Genomic DNA, 17389 nt, shown 5'->3' with positions numbered 1-17389 from the left:
TTTTCACTAGACCGAAGTTTCGTTCTAAGATTTCCCGCTCGACTTGCATGTGTTAGGCACGCCGCCAGCGTTCATCCTGAGCCAGGATCAAACTCTTAATTAAAGTTGTATTTAAAAGCCGAAGCTTTAAAATCTGGTTCAGTAAAACGCATCGCGTTTCATTTTCTATCTTCATATTTTGTTATACGAATCTAGAATTATTGTTTTTTAAAGAAATTGTACGTTGACTCATTCGTTTATGAATTCATCTTACCAATCTTTGCTGATTGTTTGTACTTTAGTCTCTTTCGAGAACTACTTAAAGTCCTCTTTGACTAAATTTCTACACTATGGAGTTTTCAAGGTTCTGTGCCGCTTGTCTCTTTGCGGCAAAGGGTTAAATTGTTTAACCCTACTTTGTTCTACCCTTTCGAGCGGAACGTTTATTAGTATATATCTTTCAACTATCTTTGTCAACACTTTTTTAGAACTTTTTTCTGACTTTTTTCAAAGTCCTTCTTTTAGCTCCAGAAACAATTTATTTCATTATTTCAGCGTTGTGACAGCTTGTCTATATTAACAAACTGTTAAGCACTTGTCAATACCTTTTTTTAACTTTTTCGACATTTTATAAAATTTATTATAAATATCATTTAAAATAGTTATTCTTCAGTACTTTACTCTTTTAAGACAGCTCACTTAGCTTAACAAATCATAAACAATATGTCAATGCTTTTTTTACTTTATTTTATTTTCTATTAAATATTCCTTTTGAAGTCCAAATGATAAATATAATATAATTCCTATTACATTATATAAACCAAAGAATAAATATACTGCTGAACTATTATATATATCCATTATTATTCCTCCAAACAGTTGACATACAATAGTACTGCAGTTTGAAGAAACAGCTTGATATAATGCCATTGCCATACAAATTATTTCAGGATTTACGATTTTAGCAATATATCTAACAAACTCTACTAATATAATTCCATTAACCATTCCCTGTAAAAAAAACATGCCGAGTATAAACCAATAAGGAGGATGGCTACTATACCAAATAAATCTAGCTGCTGAAATTATCATTGCTATAAGTAGAACTTTCTCTAAGGTAAATTTATTTGATAGTTTATCACAAAATGCCATAAATGGCGCTTCACTTCCCGCCATAAGCAAAAATGCAAACCCAATTCCAGCAACGGTACCTCCTGTATCTATGTATAAAAAGCCAAAGTAAGTATTATTCGCTACATTAGTTCCACATAAGAAAAATGCGCACAGTAAAAGCTGCATTAACTTTTTATTTTTTAACAAACTAAGATAGCCTACTTTATGTAATTCTAATGTCTCAGTTGTTTCACTGCTTTGGATGTTATCTTTTGTTTCTCCAAAATAGGTACAGTCTTTATTTATTCTTACTATTGACACTGTATTCTTATTCTTTTTTATAATATTAATAATAATAATAGCAGTTATAAAAAACGCAACACTATATAAAGGGAAAATAATAGTCAAACCTAAAATCTCAGCAATTTGTCCTGAAATAAGAACACCTAATGCAAAACCAATTGCGCCCCATTTTCTTGTATTGCCAAAAGAATGACCTACATTCAAAATCAGTGCATCCGTAAGAGGCATTATTGGCATTTGAAAAAAAGATAAAAGAATATATGTTAAAAGAAATATTCCATATTGTTTCACAGACATGATCCCTATTGATGTAAAAGCTGCTAAAATACACAAAACGAATACTGTTAAATTACCTTCATATTTTCTATCCTTATGAAAAATTTTCGCCCAAAAAGGTGAGGCAAACATACCCATTACAGTTGCACTTGCTGTAATAGTACCAATTTGTGCACCTGAAAAACCTATGCTGTCTAAATATTGACCTATTAATGGGAGTACTACCCCTAAAGCAGCATACGTAAAAGTATAAATTCCAACATAGTTATAATAATTTTTTTTCATTTTTTCTCCCAAAACTATATATCAAACTTACGGAATGATAGTATCATAATTTTGTATAACTATCAACAATGCTGTAAATAATAATAACTACGGTAAATTACATATACCGTTTAAATAATTTATTATTTAGGAGTGTGATACTTTTTGATTATTATATTAATTAGAACTTTAATTCTTTATATAATAGTTCTTATAGCAATACGGCTTATGGGTAAATCAGAGTTATCTAAAATGGATCCGTTCCAGATGGTTATCCTCTTTATGATAGCGGAATTGGCAGCTATCCCAATTGAATCACCAGCAGTTTCTTTATTAAGTGGGGCAACCGCTATTTTCACTTTATTGTTTTTACAAGTGGTCATTTCTTTAATTTCATTAAAAAGTGAAAAACTTAAAAATTTATTTAATGGCAAGCCAAGTATGCTAATCAATAAAGGTGTCATTGATAAAAAAGAAATGAAATCATTGCGAATAAGTATAGATGATTTAACAGAACAGCTCAGGTTAAAAAATGCTCCTTCCATAGCAGATGTAGATTACGCAATATTGGAAGCTAACGGAGATCTCAGTGTTATACCAAAGCCAAATAAACGCCCATTAACACCAGAAGACTTAAACATAATTAAACCTGAAGAGAATATACCTTTAGTTATTATATCAGATGGTATTTTATATAGAAAAAATCTTATAGTATTGGGCTTTGATGAAAATTATTTAAAATCTGAGCTTTTAAAATATAATATAACTGATTATAAGCAGGTATTTTTATGTCTATGTGATGAAACTAAAAAATTCCATATATATAAAAACAGCAAATCTTTAAATAAAGAATCTCTTTCATCTAACAGGGGGTAAAGAAATAAATGAAATCATTATCTATATCAACTTTATGTTTAGTAATCTTAATTGTAGGTTGGTTTATTTTTGCTGACTTTGCAGATGATACATTACACAATTTAATGAATTATATAGAAGATGACATCATAACTTATGCATCAAACGAAAATTGGGAAGAAGCATCAAAAAATATGGAAGATCTCAATAAACGTTGGCATCGTTATAAAAGAATATATGCCTTTTTCTTAAGTACCGATGATATAAATGAGACTGATTATTCCATAGCCAGAGCTATATATTTTATTAAATCTGAAGATGTATCAAATTCCACAGGAGAATTAAACTGTATTAAAGAACAATTACGGTTTCTTCACTTCAACGAAACATTAACTCTTGAAAATATATTTTAAATATAGTAATATCTAATGCAGTAGAGTAAATATTGTGCGTAAAGTGTCATAGGATGGGATGTTGCCTATGAACGAAAAACAGTTTTGTTTGCGATACAATATTGCGTCCACTACTGCATTAAAGTATACAATAGAATTCTTTTCTCTTTAATGTAGTATCATTTTAGAGAAAGGAGTTTTTTTATGCGTTCAAAACAAAATACGTCAAAGATTGTGATAACTGCATTTTTAATGGCAATGGAAATTGTCTTAACCAGATTTCTATCACTAGCATTACCAACTTTAAGATTAAGTTTTGGCTTTTTACCCATATCTATCATAGGTATACTATACGGACCTTTATGGTCGGGCATAGCCTATGCCCTTGGCGATATTATAGGTATGATGATTCTTCCAACAGGACCGTATTTTCCCGGATTTACATTAACTGCATTTTTAACTGGTGCAGTATATGGCCTTATTTTACACAATAAACCTATTTCTTGGAAACGAGTTTTTATTGCAGTTGCCATTGTTTGCATTATTTTAAATTTATGTTTAGATACCCTATGGCTATATATTCTTATGAATAAAGGTCTTTTTGCTATACTGCCTACCAGATTATTAAAGTGCTTTATAATGATTCCCTTGCAAACTGTAATTATACATGAACTTTGGAATAGATATTTAAGTAAACTTAACTTTCTAAAGAATCATTTGAATCATTAATTTTTTCTATTTGATACTTACCACATCTATCAGAAAAAGCACCAATTTGACGACTTCCTGATTTAAGGAGAACAACTTCACAATGATTGCTGCAGTCGCTGCATTCGAAAGATTCTGTGATTACATTATAATTGCCGGCTTCGAATCCCACGAAGCTGGTTTTTTTATTTTCTCTTTCAATTAAATCCTTTGCTAAAATAGCAGCTCCAAAAGCACCCATTACTTTATGATATTCAGGAACAATTACCTTGCAGCCAAGTTCTTTTTCAAATGCAGAAACAATACCTTCATTTGACGCTACACCCCCTTGAAAAAAAACAGTTTCTTCTAATTCTTTTCCCTTAGCCACATTACTTAAATAATTTCGTACCAAAGCCTCTGACATACCTGCAATAATATCCTCAATTTTACAACCAAGCTGTTGCTTATGTATAATATCAGATTCAGCAAATACAGCACATCTTCCTGCAATTCTAACAGGATTTTTTCCTTTTAAAGCATATTGCCCTAGCTCATCCACTTTTAAGCCTAATCTTTCTGCTTGTCTATCTAAAAATGAACCTGTACCTGCAGCACATACAGTATTCATAGCAAAGTCTGAGATAACACCATCTCTCAATAAAATAATTTTGGAATCTTGACCTCCGATTTCCAAAATTGTTCTTACCTTAGGATTTAAAGTTGATGCTGCAACCCCATGTGTAGTAATTTCATTTTTAACTATGTCAGCACCTACTATAGCTGCTGCTAATGATCTTCCGCTTCCCGTTGTTCCAACAGCTTTTATTTGCTCTTTATAAAATCTTCTCCTCAATTGAGTCATACCTTCTTTTATTGCCTCAATAGGATTTCCCTTTGTTTTTAAATATATTTGATGAACAATTTTATAATCCTCATCCATTACTACAAAATCAGTACTTACAGATCCAACATCTATACCTATGCAATACATTCATTTCCCCTCTTTTCTCCTCTTTTCGCAAACCCCAGCATATCAATAAATGCTTCAATTCTAGTAATATATCCTGCTTCTCCACCCATTTCATCAAATATAACCGTCATTACTTTAATTTGTTCTTCTCTTGATATTTGATTTAAAACAGATTTAGATACAATTTCGGGCATACAACCTACAGGCAAAATCTGAATAACTCCATCAAATTTATTCTTTTTACTATTCATACCTTCTTCAATCGTTTCCTTAGCATATCCTCCAATGCTGTATGGCATGTATTTGTTTTTCTTTCTAGCAAACAAAAATAAATAAAATGGGTTAGTAATATTGTTGTTAATCCACCAACCTAAAGTAACAGGTTTTTCAAATGAAACACCTCTATCCATGAGCATTTCCTCAATTCTATGATTCGCAAAAGGTTCTATCATAGAATATATCTCTCCAACTAACAAAATCCTGATTGGCTTCTTATTTTTATCAATAATCACTTTACTTAATTTGTGATGATACTCTTTTATTAAAATAAGAGCATCATTTAAATCTTTTGAATTTCTTAACCTGCTTCTACATTCTTTAAGTATCTTTTTACATTCTCCCCTACTTCTTTCATATCCACTTAGAATTCTTACTCTCTTTTCTAAGCTTTCAAATCTCTTTATTACCTTATAAGTTTTATTTAATGCAATAAAAACGTCAGCCATTTTACAATTTCGTTCTGATATTAAAAGGTTTAATCTTTTTAACAATTCTTTTTTTCCTATAGCCGTTGGCGTATCAATAATAATCCAATTAAAATTATAGCCATGCTTATCTAAAATACTTTTAAATAATTCTCCGTATTCACCTAATCTGCACGGACCAATGGTAGCCGGCATTACAGCCGTATCTGCACCCATTTCATAAGCCGAAATAAAATTCGATATCATTAATTTAAAAGGCAAGCAAATCTCATCTGGTGCAATGGAACTCCCTTTTTCCAATCCGGATACAGTATTAAGCGGCGGTGAGACTACTTGGATACCAATCTCATTAAAAAATAAACTACCTACAATATGTGCATCACCTATATGAGGAAATGTTATTTTCAAAAGTTTCAACCCCCTTTTTACTATTTTTAACAGATTTCATTTCAAGCATTTCTTTAAATGCTTCCAGCCGGGTATCATAACCGGCTTCCCCTGTTTGTTCATCTAGTTTAAGTACCAGCATAGGTAAATGCTTTAAATTATTTTTAATCATTTCTACAGTAAAAGAATCTGTTCCACAGCAAAATGAGGAAAGATATATAATACCATCAGCTTTACCTTCTGCTTCCAAAAACTTAGCTGCTCCAAAATTATTAATGAAAAATAACCAATATGGATTTTTAATTAAATCTTTCATCTGCTCTTTCTTATTGCTTTCACTTACACATTCTTCTGTGATTATACCAATATCCAATTTATGCAATTTTTCAATTAAATTTATGTTAGCAAACTGATCATAGATATTGCATGGATGTCCTGCAAGAAAAACTTTATAAGTATATTCCTCTTCATCTATACCTCTGTTTACGTTTTTTTGACTTTCTAACGCTCTCTCAAATGCTAATTTTACCTTTTTCTTATTAATTCCAATTTGCTTAGCTCCTGCCTGCAAACTTTTAAGGAATTTCTTTTTGTCATGCATACGAATAGGTTTGGAAAAAATATAATTATTTTTTTTTGTACCACTTGCTACAAGTTCAGGTAGACCTTCATATTTAGGGCATATAGATTCACCAAATTCACAATTCATAATTCTTGGTACTGCTATATAGTCACAATCTTCTTGTAGTTTCATAACATGACCATGAAAAATTTTGATAGGAAGACAAGCTTCATCAACACAATTCTTAGCACCCATATTTAAAATATCTTTATTTGAAACTGTAGAATATTTTACCTCTACTCCAAGTTCATCAAAAAATGTTTTTATAAATGGCTCATAATTATAGTATAAAAGACCACCCGGAATTCCAATACGCATAAAAACCTCCCAGAAATAATTATTACTATTATTTCCAGAAGGTTCATTTTTTATAATCTTTCAACTATATAAATTTATAATAATTAAAAATTATCCATATTTACTCAATAATTTCGTACATGGAAGTAGCAAGTTCTTTATTTGTATGATCTGAAAGAATCAATACTTTAGCTTTAATGGAAGAATTACCAAACTGTATGAAAATAATATCTCCTACCTTTACCTCACTACCAGGTTTTGCTACTTTCTCATTTATAAAAATACGTTCTTGCTCACAAGCTTCTTTCGCAATTGATCTGCGTTTAATCAATCTAGAATTTTTTAAAAACTTATCTATACGCATATATAAAATTCCTCTTCTTCCTTTTTTCTTACCTCAAAGTTTATAGGTTCACATTAAAAAGGAGCAACTCACAGTTGCTCCTTTTAGTAATCATAAACTTATTTCTTATTTACTGCATCCTTTAACGCTTTCCCCGCTTTGAATACTGGCGCTTTTGACGCTTCTATTTCGATCACTTCGCCTGGCTTTCTAGGATTTCTTCCCTGTCTAGCTTTTCTTTGACGTGTTTCAAAAGTACCAAAACCAATAAGTTGTACTTTTTCATCATTTACAAGAGCACTCTCAATACTTGCAACAAATGCATTTACTGCAACCTCTGCATCCTTCTTTGTGAAACCGGTCTTCTCTGCTACACTAGCAACTAATTCTGCTTTATTCACGAACATAACCTCCTTTAAATTAAATAATAATTGAAGTTTAAGTAAACTTCTTTTCATCCCACTTCACATAATATTTATAATTTCTTGTTTTTACAAACCTCTTTTGCTTTTTCCCAAAGCCTGTCCATCTCTTCCAAAGTCATATCCGTTAAGGCTTTCCCTTCAGCTTGGCCAGAATCTTCAATAAAGCGAAATCTTTCGATAAATTTTTGTGAAGTAAAATTCAAAGCATCTTCTGGATTTACATCAAGAAACCTTGCAACATTTACAACTGCAAATAGTAAATCTCCAATTTCTTCTTTTATTTTCGATTTGTCGTTTCCTTTGTAAACTTCAAGGACTTCTTTGGATTCTTCCTTTATTTTAGAAAATGCATCTTCTACAGATTCCCAGTCGAATCCAACATGGGCAGCCTTCTTCTGAATCTTATAACTCCTTATCAGGGCGGGTAAACTCCTAGGAATCTTGTCCATCGATTCAGTATAAGTACTAGCACCTGTCTCTTTACTTTTCACATTTTCCCATTTTTCAAGTACTTTGTCAATAGTTTCTGCATTTTCTTTCAAAAAAACATGGGGATGTCTCCTTAACATTTTCTCACATTCTCTGTTAGCTATACTCTTAAAATCAAACTTTTTTTCTTCATCCCCTAAATCGGCATGAAAAACTACCTGCAGAAAGACATCTCCCAGTTCTTCTTCCAAATTATCAAAATCACCTTTATCAATGGCATCAATAACTTCATAGGATTCTTCTATTAAGCATTGTTTCAAGCTTTCATGGGTCTGAACCTTATCCCATGGACATTTTTGTCTAAGTACTTTTATAATACTCATCAGACGCTTTAAAGCACCTTCTGCGGTGTTGGCTTCAATATAAAAGCTCTCGTAATTTTTATCCATATCTAATCCTTTACTTATTTTTAAACTTATTAATTAAACTTACTATTTTATCACCCTTTGGCAATGTTTTAAGTTCTTCATTTGTAATAGCTTTTGTAATGAAAAGCATGCCTCCATATATAAAAGCTCCTACACAAACTGCAAAAATAGTCGATACTGCATTGCCAAAAATTCCAAAAGCTACTCTATAGCTTAACCAAACAAATGCTGACATAACTACTCCACAAGTAATAGGCTTAATAAATGTTAATGTTATATCAAACTTCAATCCTGTCTGTTTTTTTACTGCAATAATATTTAAAATAGATGCAATAGCATAAGCTGCTGCAGTTCCAATAGCCGCACCCTTAACATTAATATCATGAATACCCGTTAGAATATAGGTCAAAATTATTTTAAGTATTACCCCATAGAACAAATTAATTACCGGTATCATTTGTTTTCCTAAGCCCTGCAACACACCTGATAAGGTTTGAGCAATTGATAGAAAAATAACGCTAAAACCCATAACAAATAAGCATGGTGCTGCACTGATAGCGCTAGCTCTTTGCAGCGGGAATAAAAGTACCATAATAGGCTCAGAGAGAGTCATAATCCCTAGTGAGCAAGGAAGCCCGATTAGCATTGCAGTTCTTACTCCTAATTGTATATTATATTTAAGGAAGCTGGAATCTTTTTGCCTATAAGCTGCTGCTACTGCAGGCACAATACTGATAGCAATAGCCTGAGTTAATATCTGAGGGAAATTAATAATCGGTGCTGCCATTCCTGTAAGCTGACCATATAAACTTATAGCTGTGTCAGCACTCCAGCCGGTATCGTGAAGCCTTCGCATTACAATTCCTAAATCTATGGTATTCATAATTGGCATAATTGCTGCACCTAATGTTATAGGAATAGAAATAGTAAATATTTGTGTTAGAATTTTTATACTACTGTCACCTTTTACTTTATTGTTCCTTTCTACATTAAGAAGAATAGCCTTTTTTCTTTTGAGATAAATGAAAATCATTGCAACAATACCAGCAATAGCTCCTGCCGTAGCACCGAAAGCCGCACCTGCTGCTGCAAATTGTAAACTTGATGAAACTAAAACAGTAGCTAAAGTATACCCTATAATAACTCTGAAAAATTGTTCCACTATTTGAGATATTGCCGTCGGTTTCATATCCTGATAACCTTGAAAATATCCTCTGTATGATGCCATCATAGGTACAAACAAAAGCGCCGGCGCAATTGCCATCATAGCAGGTTTTGCGCCAGGGGCTCTTGTGAATTGTGATATCACATCTGCACCAAAGAATAATATTGATGACGAAATAACTCCCATTGCAAAAAGTAAAATAAATGAAACCCTAAATACACGATAAGCTTCATAGTTATTTCCTACCGCAACTCTTTCCGAAATTAGCTTTGATATCGCTACTGGAACACCTGCTGTTGCCAATGTTAAAAATAAAACATATACAGGATATGCCGACTGATAATATCCCATTCCTTCATCACCGATGATGTTCCCTAAAGGGATTCTGAAACAGGCTCCCATAATTTTAATAATAACTCCTGCAACTGCAAGTATTAAAGCACCTTGCATAAAAGATTTTTTTGCCATATATCCTCCGAGTTTAATATAAACTTATTTTAATTTTTGTAAAATATTATTTGTATCTTTTTCTGTTTCAAATATAACTTTTTCAATGTCTATTGTGGTATATTCTCCGTTTTTATATAGTACCTTTCCATCAACCATTGTCATTACAATATCATTTCCAGATGCTGAGTACACAATATTATTTGTTAAATTATGAATTGGTCTCATGTTGGGCTGCATTAAATCTAATACAATTAAATCAGCTTTTAATCCGACTGCCAATTTACCTGTATCATTTCTTCCTTGACCTTTTGCTCCAGATATAGTAGCTGCGCATATTGCCTCTTTTGGTGTAACCAAAGTAGGGTTCATTCTTTTTTCTTTATTTGCAATAGCAAAAAATTTAATTTCTTCTATAAAATTCAAACTATTGTTACTAGCTACACTATCTGTTCCAATGGCTACATTTACCCCTTTTGATAGTAATAAAGGAATGTTGCATACACCGCTGGCAAGTTTCATATTACTAACAGGACAGCTGGCTACAGTAACGCCTTTATCTGCTAAAATACGTACATCTTCATCTTCAACCCAAATACAATGGGCTGCTGTAGTTCTGGTATCAAATAACCCTAAGCTGTTTAAATACTGTACAGGAGTTAAACCATGCCTTTTTTTACATTCTTCATGCTCAAATTTAGTTTCAGAAACATGTACATGCATTCCTGCTCCTATTTCTTTCATATATTCAGCTAGCTGTTTGACAGTCTTTGGGTTTGATGTATATTCAGCATGAAGACTGACATCTATCTTTATTCTTCCATTTTCCGCATTATTATAACCATTATATAATTCTTTTGTTTCATGAAAGGAATCCAAATCATAAATATCCTTATCCGTAAAATTTGTAATCCCTCTACCTATATTATTCTTTACGCCACTTTCTATGACTGCCTTAACCATATCATCACAAAAATAGTACATGTCAGTTGTAGATACAATGCCGAATTTTAGCGATTCTGCTATCCCAAGCAAAGTACCATAATAAACAGCCTTACCATATAACTTATCTTCAAATGGAAAAATCCTTTGTTCCAGCCATTCTTGCAGAGCCATATTTTCTCCGTAACCTCTCATTAACGTCATTGGTGTATGAGCATGTGAATTAAAAAAACCACTCATTAAAGCTTTGCCGCTACCGTCATAAATCTCATCATATTTTTTCTTAGGCTCTTCTTTACCAATATAGTCAATTTTATCATTTGTTATGCCTATGTACATATTCTCTTTTACTTGTATATTTTCATCCAAAATAGTAATATTTTTAAAAAGCATCTTTCCCTCCCTAATGACATAATAGTAATTACAAATTTGATTTCTCAATTTAACTTTACACTTAATTTTATTCCTAAAAATTAAAAAATAAATCCTTCAAAACATACTGGCTAATTATACCACAATTTTAAAAAAAGATAAAATCTAATAAAAATTATTAAATTTTATTTTATATCTATTTTTTAGTATAAAAACTTTCCTTTTACAGATACTATTTCCAAGAAACTCAGTTGTATCCATCATACAACTGATAGAAAAATAAATTTGTTATAAAGAGAGGAAAGCATATATGAAAGCAACAGGTATAGTAAGAAGAATCGATGACCTTGGACGTGTTGTAATTCCAAAAGAAATACGTCGTACAATGCGTATTCGCGAAGGCGATCCACTTGAAATATTCACGGATAGAGAGGGAGAAGTAATTCTTAAAAAATATTCTCCTATAAGTGAGCTAAGTCAATTTGCAGATGAATATGCAGACTGTGCTTCTAACATTTTAGGCGGAACAGTTATTATTTCTGATACTGATCAAGTTATTGCTGTATCAGGTGGATCTAAAAAAGATTTTATTGAAAAGAAAATCAGCAAAGATTTAGAAAACATTATTCATAACAAAAACAGTTATATATCTGATTCATCAGAAAATACTTATAACGTTATTGCTGATTCATCAGAAAATAATAATTATAGTTCTCAAATAGTAGTACCAATTGTATCTCAAGGTGACGCTATTGGCTCAATAATAATTTTATCAGCATCGAAGGATCAGCCTTTAGGAGATTTAGAGCTAAAAACAGCAATTATCGGTGCAAACTTCCTGGCAAAGCAAATGGAAAATTAAATAACTGAAATTATATAATAATAAAAGGAGTTTAATCTATAAAGTGACTAAACTCCTTTTATTTTTAATTTAAAATTCTATTTTTTATCGGTTTCTGGCTTTTTAACCTCATCACTAAGGTATTCAACTCCAATTTCTTTTTTTACTTTATTTATTTTTTCCGAATAAACAGGATCAACTATTGATTGTTTAATCTCAAGATATACATCATCATAAGGTTTGTATTCTCTTTTATCGGTTAACTTAATAATATGATATCCGAATTCTGTTTCAACAACACCACTTAATTCTCCCTTTTTTAAAGCATAGGCAGCATTTTCAAATTCAGAAACCATGTCACCCTTACCAAACCAGCCAAGATCTCCACCTTTATCTTTTGTGCCATCTGTACCATATTCCTTTGCCATCTCTTCAAAGCTTGCTCCATCTTTAATCTTTTGCAGTACTTCCTCTGCTAAAGCTTTATCCTCAGGTTTATGTTCTTTATCTCCTATTAAAATATGACTTGCCCTGATTTCATCTACTTTATAATTTTCTTTATTTTTTTCATAGTAAGCCTTTATATCATCTTCTAAAGTAGGTATAGTTGCCGCTGCCTCTTCAAATAATGACTGCGAATAATACTGACTATAGAAGAATGTTTTTAACGTATCCTCAGAAATATTTTCTTTATCAAGAAAAGCTTTAATTGTTTCATTTGACTTTGAATCTTCAATAAATTTTTTATAATCATCTTCTATCGTATCCGGTAATACTTCATCTTTTTTGTCTTTATAATATTGATTTAGAGCTTCTAATTCTATCATATTATCTAACATCACGGATTTTATTTCTTCCATTTGTTCTTCCGGAATTTGACTCATATCCGATGTTCCGCTAATATAACCTACTAAAGCTATATATTCATCTAATTGTTTTGAATTAATAACTGTATCTCCTACCTTTACTAAATCTGTTGTTTCCTTTTCTGAAGTACATGCTGCCATACTGAAAGCTAGTACTAGAATTAATAAAATTGATATAATTTTTTTCATCAGTAAATCTCCCATCCGCTTTTTTAATATAATTATTTATTAGATTTAATTATACCATAAGCTTACTCAATAATCCTATAATATCGTTAAGTTTATTTTTACTTAATAAGCTGCATTTTATAACCGGTTTTATTCCCGCATGAATAAGGATTTTAAGATTATATGCTTCTACCAAATTAGACATTGCTTGTGGTTTTAATGAATTGTTCTCTGAAAATTCATAAACTATTTTTCCATTAGCATGATGAATACGTACAATTCCAACCTTTTCCGCCATAGCTCTAATATGCGATATTTGAATTAAGTTCATTGCTTCACTTGGTATATCTCCAAATCTGTCTAACATTTCATCTATAATTTCTTCTTTATCTTCATTATCTTTTATTGCCGCAATTTTTTTATACATTTGTAATTTTAAAATTTCATCTGAAATATATTTTTCAGGAATATATGCAGCAACATCAACTTCTATAGAAGCTTCTTCTCCTCTAGGAGTTACAACTTCTCCCTTTAATTCACGAACTGCATCTTCGATAAGCTTACAGTAAAGCTCATACCCAATCATCATCATATGTCCATGCTGTTCTGAACCAAGTAGATTTCCTGCTCCTCTAATTTCTAAGTCCCTCATTGCAATTCTAAATCCTGCACCAAATTCAGTAAATTCTTTTATAGCACGTAATCTCTTTTCAGCCTGTTCCGAAAGCACTTTATCTTTTTGATACATTAAGTAAGCATATGCTAATCTGTTGGAACGACCTACTCTTCCTCTTAACTGATACAGTTGTGATAGTCCAAATTTATCTGCATCTATTATTATAATAGTATTTGCATTTTGTATATCAATACCTGATTCAATTATTGTGGTTGCCACTAAAACATTATATTTTTGATTTATAAAATCAATCATTACATCTTCTAAATGTCTTTCATTCATTTGACCATGACCAACAGCCAATGATGCCTCAGGTACCAATTCTTCAATTCTTGATGCAAGTTTATGAATTCCCTTTACTCTGTTATAAACAACATACACTTGACCACCTCTGTCAAGTTCTCTTTGTATAGCTTCTGCCATCAGTTCATCATCTTGTTCCATAACATATGTTTGTACCGGATATCTTTCTTCCGGAGGTTCTTCGATTAAACTCATATCTTTAATGCCGATAAGAGACATATGAAGTGTTCTCGGAATAGGTGTAGCAGATAATGTAAGAACATCAACATTTTTTTTAAGCTTTTTTATTGTTTCTTTATGTTGAACGCCAAATCTTTGTTCCTCATCAATTACTAAAAGACCTAAGTTTCTGAATTTTATATCTTTTGACAGTATTCTATGAGTTCCAACGATTACATCTAACGTACCTTTTTCAATTTTTTGAATAATTTCTTGCTGCTGCCTATCGGTACGGAACCTGCAAAGCATATCCACACTAAAAGGGAATTTTTCGAATCTTTCTTTAAAAGTATAATAATGTTGATTTGCCAAAATAGTAGTAGGTACCAATACTGCTGCCTGTTTTCCATCTGCAATACATTTAAATATTGCTCTTGCAGCGACTTCTGTTTTTCCATATCCCACATCACCGCAAAGTAACCTGTCCATGGAGAGTTCTGTTTCCATGTCTTTCTTTATTTCTTTAATACATCTAATTTGATCTGCGGTTTCTTCATATGGGAACAATTCCTCAAATTCTTTTTGCCATATAGTATCTTTTGAAAAAGCATAGCCTTTTTCCATATGCCTAGATGCAGAAATCTCTAAAAGCTCTTTTGCCATATTTGCAATAGCAGCTTTAGCTTTAGCTTTTGTCTTTTTCCATTCACCACTTGATAATTTACTGATTTTAGGATTCGCACCATCTGCACCAATATATTTTTGAATAATATCCATTTGATCTACAGGAACATATAGGACATCTTCTCCCAAATATTTTATTTTTAAATAATCTTTTTTTATATTTTGTACATCCAGTTGTTCTATGCCAACAAATTTACCAATACCATGATTTTCATGGACAACATAATCTCCTTTTTTAATATCAGTAAAGGTTTTTATTGGTTTACTGTCTTTTCTCTTTGACTTAGATCTTCTTTTCTTTTGATTTGTAAATATATCGCCATCCCATATAAATACAAGTTTTTCTTCAGGATATTCTATACCGGATGTAAGGCTTCCTTTTTTTAAAATTACATCTTCTTCCAATCCGCTATGTTGGAGAAAGCTTTTCATATTGTCAGCTCTTTCATCAGTTGAGCAAGCAATGAAAATTTCATAGTTTAATTTTTTATATCTTTTTAACTCTGTCTCCAAATAATCCATTCTTCCATTAAAAACGGGTGCTTGTTTAGATTGTATTTGAATATTTGATTCCAGGTTATCTATTCCTTTTAACTGTTTTTGAAACGGCGTAAATAAAAAAGTTAAGCCTCTTTTATAAATATTGCTTAAATCTTCATTTCCCAAAAAAATTTCAATATCTTTTGGTATAACTTGACCTTTTTCAAGTAATATTTTAAAATCATCTTTAAGCTCTTTATCTCTGAGCTTTAATGCTTCATGTACCCTGTCTGGATCATCTATCATCACTATACTGTCAGATTTCATATAATTCCAAATATATTCTAAGTCTTCATAAAAATAATGAATATAATTTTCCAATAACTGTATATTGGTAGAATTACTTATAAATTCCACAAGCTGTTGTTTTCTGTTATTTAATTTTTCTTTTTGTTCGGGTTTTTGTCTTTTAGAATAATTATCATAACCTTTTATAATATTTTCAGCAGCTTTTTTATATAATTCCTTGTCATGAACAACTTGCTGCGCAGGATAAACTTCTATACTATTTAAATTTTCTATAGATCTTTGGGTTTCTAAATTAAAAGTCCTTATTGAATCTATTTCCGTATCAAAAAACTCTACACGATATGGATATTCAGCCCCAAGGGTAAAAATATCTAAAATTCCTCCCCTAATACTATATTGGCCTTTAACATCCACAACTGAAGATCTTTCATATCCTAAAAAAGTTAATTTTCTTTTTATTTCTTCTAAATCTTCTTCTTTTCCTATAGCTAATTTAACAATACTTTCCTCAAAGATTTTATGAGGCGTAATTTTTTTAATTGCACCAGAAATTGGAGCAATTACTATACAATTTTCACCAGATAAAAGGGCATTTTGTGCTGCCAATCTTTCTATTAACTCGCCTTGACTTTTAGCATCATAGGATACAAATATCTGCTCTTCCTCAGGTATAACATATATTTTATCGTAAGAAAAAAAAGACAGGTCCTGTGCCAGCTTTTTTGCCTTAGAATATGAAGAAGTTATAATAAGACTTTGACTTCTTCTTTCTTTAGAAATAATTGCCGCAACAGGCATAGCCCGTCCTTCTGATATTCCTGATATATTAATAATACCTTTTTGTTTTTTGGTTAAAGACAATATTTTTTTAAATTTATTTTCTAATCCCTTATCACTCATGGTTCACTTTTTTCCCTTCAACCATTTGTTTTACATTGTATTCATTCATAGCCTTATCTATACCCTTTTCTATGATACATTCAATGGATAAAGCTGCTTTCTTAACAGCCTCCTGCATAGTTTTTATACTATCAGGATGAAATTTACCAATAACATAATTGGCTAAATCCATTTTCCCCTGATTTCCTATTCCAATTCGTACTCTTGGAAATTGGTCTGACTGAATATCATAAATAATAGATTTCATTCCATTATGTGTCCCCGCACTTCCTTTTTTTCTAATACGCAGTCTTCCCAGTTCAATATCTATATCATCATATATTACTATAAGATCCTCCATATTTATCTTATAGTATTCAACAATTTCACGTACAGAATTACCACTAAGATTCATATAAGTTTGAGGTTTTACCAATAAAACTTTATGGCCGGAGATGAAACCTTCTCCGACCAAGGCTTTATGTTTTATTTTATTTATCTTAATATCATTTTTTTCAGCCAAATAATCAATGGTAATAAATCCTATATTATGTTTAGTATTTTCATATTTTCTGCCTGGATTTCCAAGCCCAACAATCACATACATAAATTACTCTAATT

At 31.3% G+C, this 17389-nt stretch carries 16 protein-coding genes, 1 rRNA gene and 1 riboswitch; of the genes, 4 read left to right on the top strand and 13 right to left on the bottom strand.

All coding sequences use genetic code 11. From position 1 onward, the window contains the following. Positions 1-103, bottom strand: a 16S ribosomal RNA gene (locus K292_RS0111320); the annotation flags it as partial. Between the two features lie 614 nt (positions 104-717). Next, positions 718-1956 carry an MFS transporter gene (locus K292_RS0111315; protein WP_027399918.1) on the bottom strand — a complete coding sequence of 413 codons (1239 nt, stop codon included), beginning with the start codon at positions 1954-1956 and terminating at the stop codon, positions 718-720. 144 nt (positions 1957-2100) lie between these two features. Here K292_RS0111315 and K292_RS16990 point away from each other — a divergent pair, with 144 nt between their 5' ends. The 3 genes from K292_RS16990 (at position 2101) to K292_RS0111300 (ending at position 3911) form a co-directional block, all read left to right on the top strand. Next, a complete protein-coding gene (locus K292_RS16990; protein ID WP_084145985.1) occupies positions 2101-2811 on the top strand; it encodes a DUF421 domain-containing protein in 711 nt (236 codons plus the stop codon). An 8-nt stretch (positions 2812-2819) separates the two neighbouring features. Next, on the top strand, positions 2820-3203 hold the full coding sequence (locus K292_RS0111305) for a DUF4363 family protein (RefSeq protein WP_027399917.1): 384 nt from the start codon (positions 2820-2822) through the stop codon (positions 3201-3203). Between the two features lie 19 nt (positions 3204-3222). Next, positions 3223-3318: riboswitch (THF riboswitch) on the top strand. A 68-nt stretch (positions 3319-3386) separates the two neighbouring features. Next, positions 3387-3911: a folate family ECF transporter S component gene (locus tag K292_RS0111300; protein ID WP_027399916.1), complete on the top strand. Its 525-nt coding sequence runs from the start codon at positions 3387-3389 to the stop codon at positions 3909-3911. On the opposite strand, the gene K292_RS0111295 is transcribed toward K292_RS0111300, so the two are convergent. The 8 genes from K292_RS0111295 to K292_RS0111260 all read right to left on the bottom strand — a co-directional run bounded on the left by K292_RS0111295 (position 3880) and on the right by K292_RS0111260 (position 11424). Next, positions 3880-4863 carry an acyl-CoA dehydratase activase gene (locus tag K292_RS0111295; RefSeq protein WP_027399915.1) on the bottom strand — a complete coding sequence of 328 codons (984 nt, stop codon included), beginning with the start codon at positions 4861-4863 and terminating at the stop codon, positions 3880-3882. The two genes, K292_RS0111300 and K292_RS0111295, sit on opposite strands and share 32 nt — an antisense overlap. Then, the gene (locus tag K292_RS16985) at positions 4851-5954 is read right to left on the bottom strand and encodes an acyl-CoA dehydratase activase-related protein (protein WP_037373108.1); all 1104 of its coding nucleotides are present in this window, start codon (positions 5952-5954) and stop codon (positions 4851-4853) included. Before K292_RS16985 ends, K292_RS0111295 begins: the two co-directional genes overlap by 13 nt. After that, a complete protein-coding gene (locus tag K292_RS16980) occupies positions 5926-6873 on the bottom strand; it encodes an acyl-CoA dehydratase activase-related protein (protein ID WP_037373106.1) in 948 nt (315 codons plus the stop codon). The genes K292_RS16985 and K292_RS16980 overlap by 29 nt, the downstream gene beginning before the upstream one ends. A 100-nt stretch (positions 6874-6973) precedes the next feature. Further along, positions 6974-7216, bottom strand: coding sequence for an RNA-binding S4 domain-containing protein (locus K292_RS0111280; protein ID WP_027399914.1), 243 nt, complete (start codon positions 7214-7216; stop codon positions 6974-6976). A 98-nt stretch (positions 7217-7314) separates the two neighbouring features. After that, the gene (locus K292_RS0111275) at positions 7315-7596 is read right to left on the bottom strand and encodes an HU family DNA-binding protein (RefSeq protein WP_027399913.1); all 282 of its coding nucleotides are present in this window, start codon (positions 7594-7596) and stop codon (positions 7315-7317) included. Positions 7597-7670: 74 nt separating this feature from the next. After that, positions 7671-8498, bottom strand: a complete 828-nt coding sequence (gene mazG, locus K292_RS0111270) for a nucleoside triphosphate pyrophosphohydrolase (RefSeq protein ID WP_051280688.1) — start codon at positions 8496-8498, stop codon at positions 7671-7673. Positions 8499-8508: 10 nt separating this feature from the next. Continuing rightward, on the bottom strand, positions 8509-10110 hold the full coding sequence (locus tag K292_RS0111265; protein ID WP_027399911.1) for a putative polysaccharide biosynthesis protein: 1602 nt from the start codon (positions 10108-10110) through the stop codon (positions 8509-8511). Positions 10111-10134: 24 nt separating this feature from the next. Continuing rightward, entirely contained in the window at positions 10135-11424 is a 1290-nt protein-coding gene (locus tag K292_RS0111260; RefSeq protein ID WP_027399910.1) for an amidohydrolase, read from the bottom strand. Positions 11425-11713: 289 nt separating this feature from the next. Between K292_RS0111260 and spoVT the strand changes: the two genes are divergently transcribed. Beyond that, entirely contained in the window at positions 11714-12265 is a 552-nt protein-coding gene (gene spoVT / locus K292_RS0111255) for a stage V sporulation protein T (protein WP_027399909.1), read from the top strand. Positions 12266-12342: 77 nt separating this feature from the next. Here the strand turns inward: spoVT and K292_RS18000 are convergent, their stop codons facing one another. Genes K292_RS18000 through pth form a run of 3 tightly spaced genes read right to left on the bottom strand, consistent with a single transcriptional unit; the run spans position 12343 to position 17375 of the window. Further along, positions 12343-13299 carry a peptidylprolyl isomerase gene (locus K292_RS18000; protein WP_051280686.1) on the bottom strand — a complete coding sequence of 319 codons (957 nt, stop codon included), beginning with the start codon at positions 13297-13299 and terminating at the stop codon, positions 12343-12345. 49 nt (positions 13300-13348) lie between these two features. Then, the gene (gene mfd, locus K292_RS0111245; protein WP_027399908.1) at positions 13349-16789 is read right to left on the bottom strand and encodes a transcription-repair coupling factor; all 3441 of its coding nucleotides are present in this window, start codon (positions 16787-16789) and stop codon (positions 13349-13351) included. Continuing rightward, positions 16782-17375: an aminoacyl-tRNA hydrolase gene (gene pth / locus K292_RS0111240; RefSeq protein ID WP_027399907.1), complete on the bottom strand. Its 594-nt coding sequence runs from the start codon at positions 17373-17375 to the stop codon at positions 16782-16784. Before pth ends, mfd begins: the two co-directional genes overlap by 8 nt. Positions 17376-17389 lie beyond the last annotated feature (14 nt).

The organism is Anaerovorax odorimutans DSM 5092 (assembly GCF_000426305.1).
Lineage (GTDB): Bacteria > Bacillota > Clostridia > Peptostreptococcales > Anaerovoracaceae > Anaerovorax > Anaerovorax odorimutans.
Note: the sequence above shows the minus strand (reverse complement) of the source record. Positions and strands in the feature narration are given on the sequence as shown.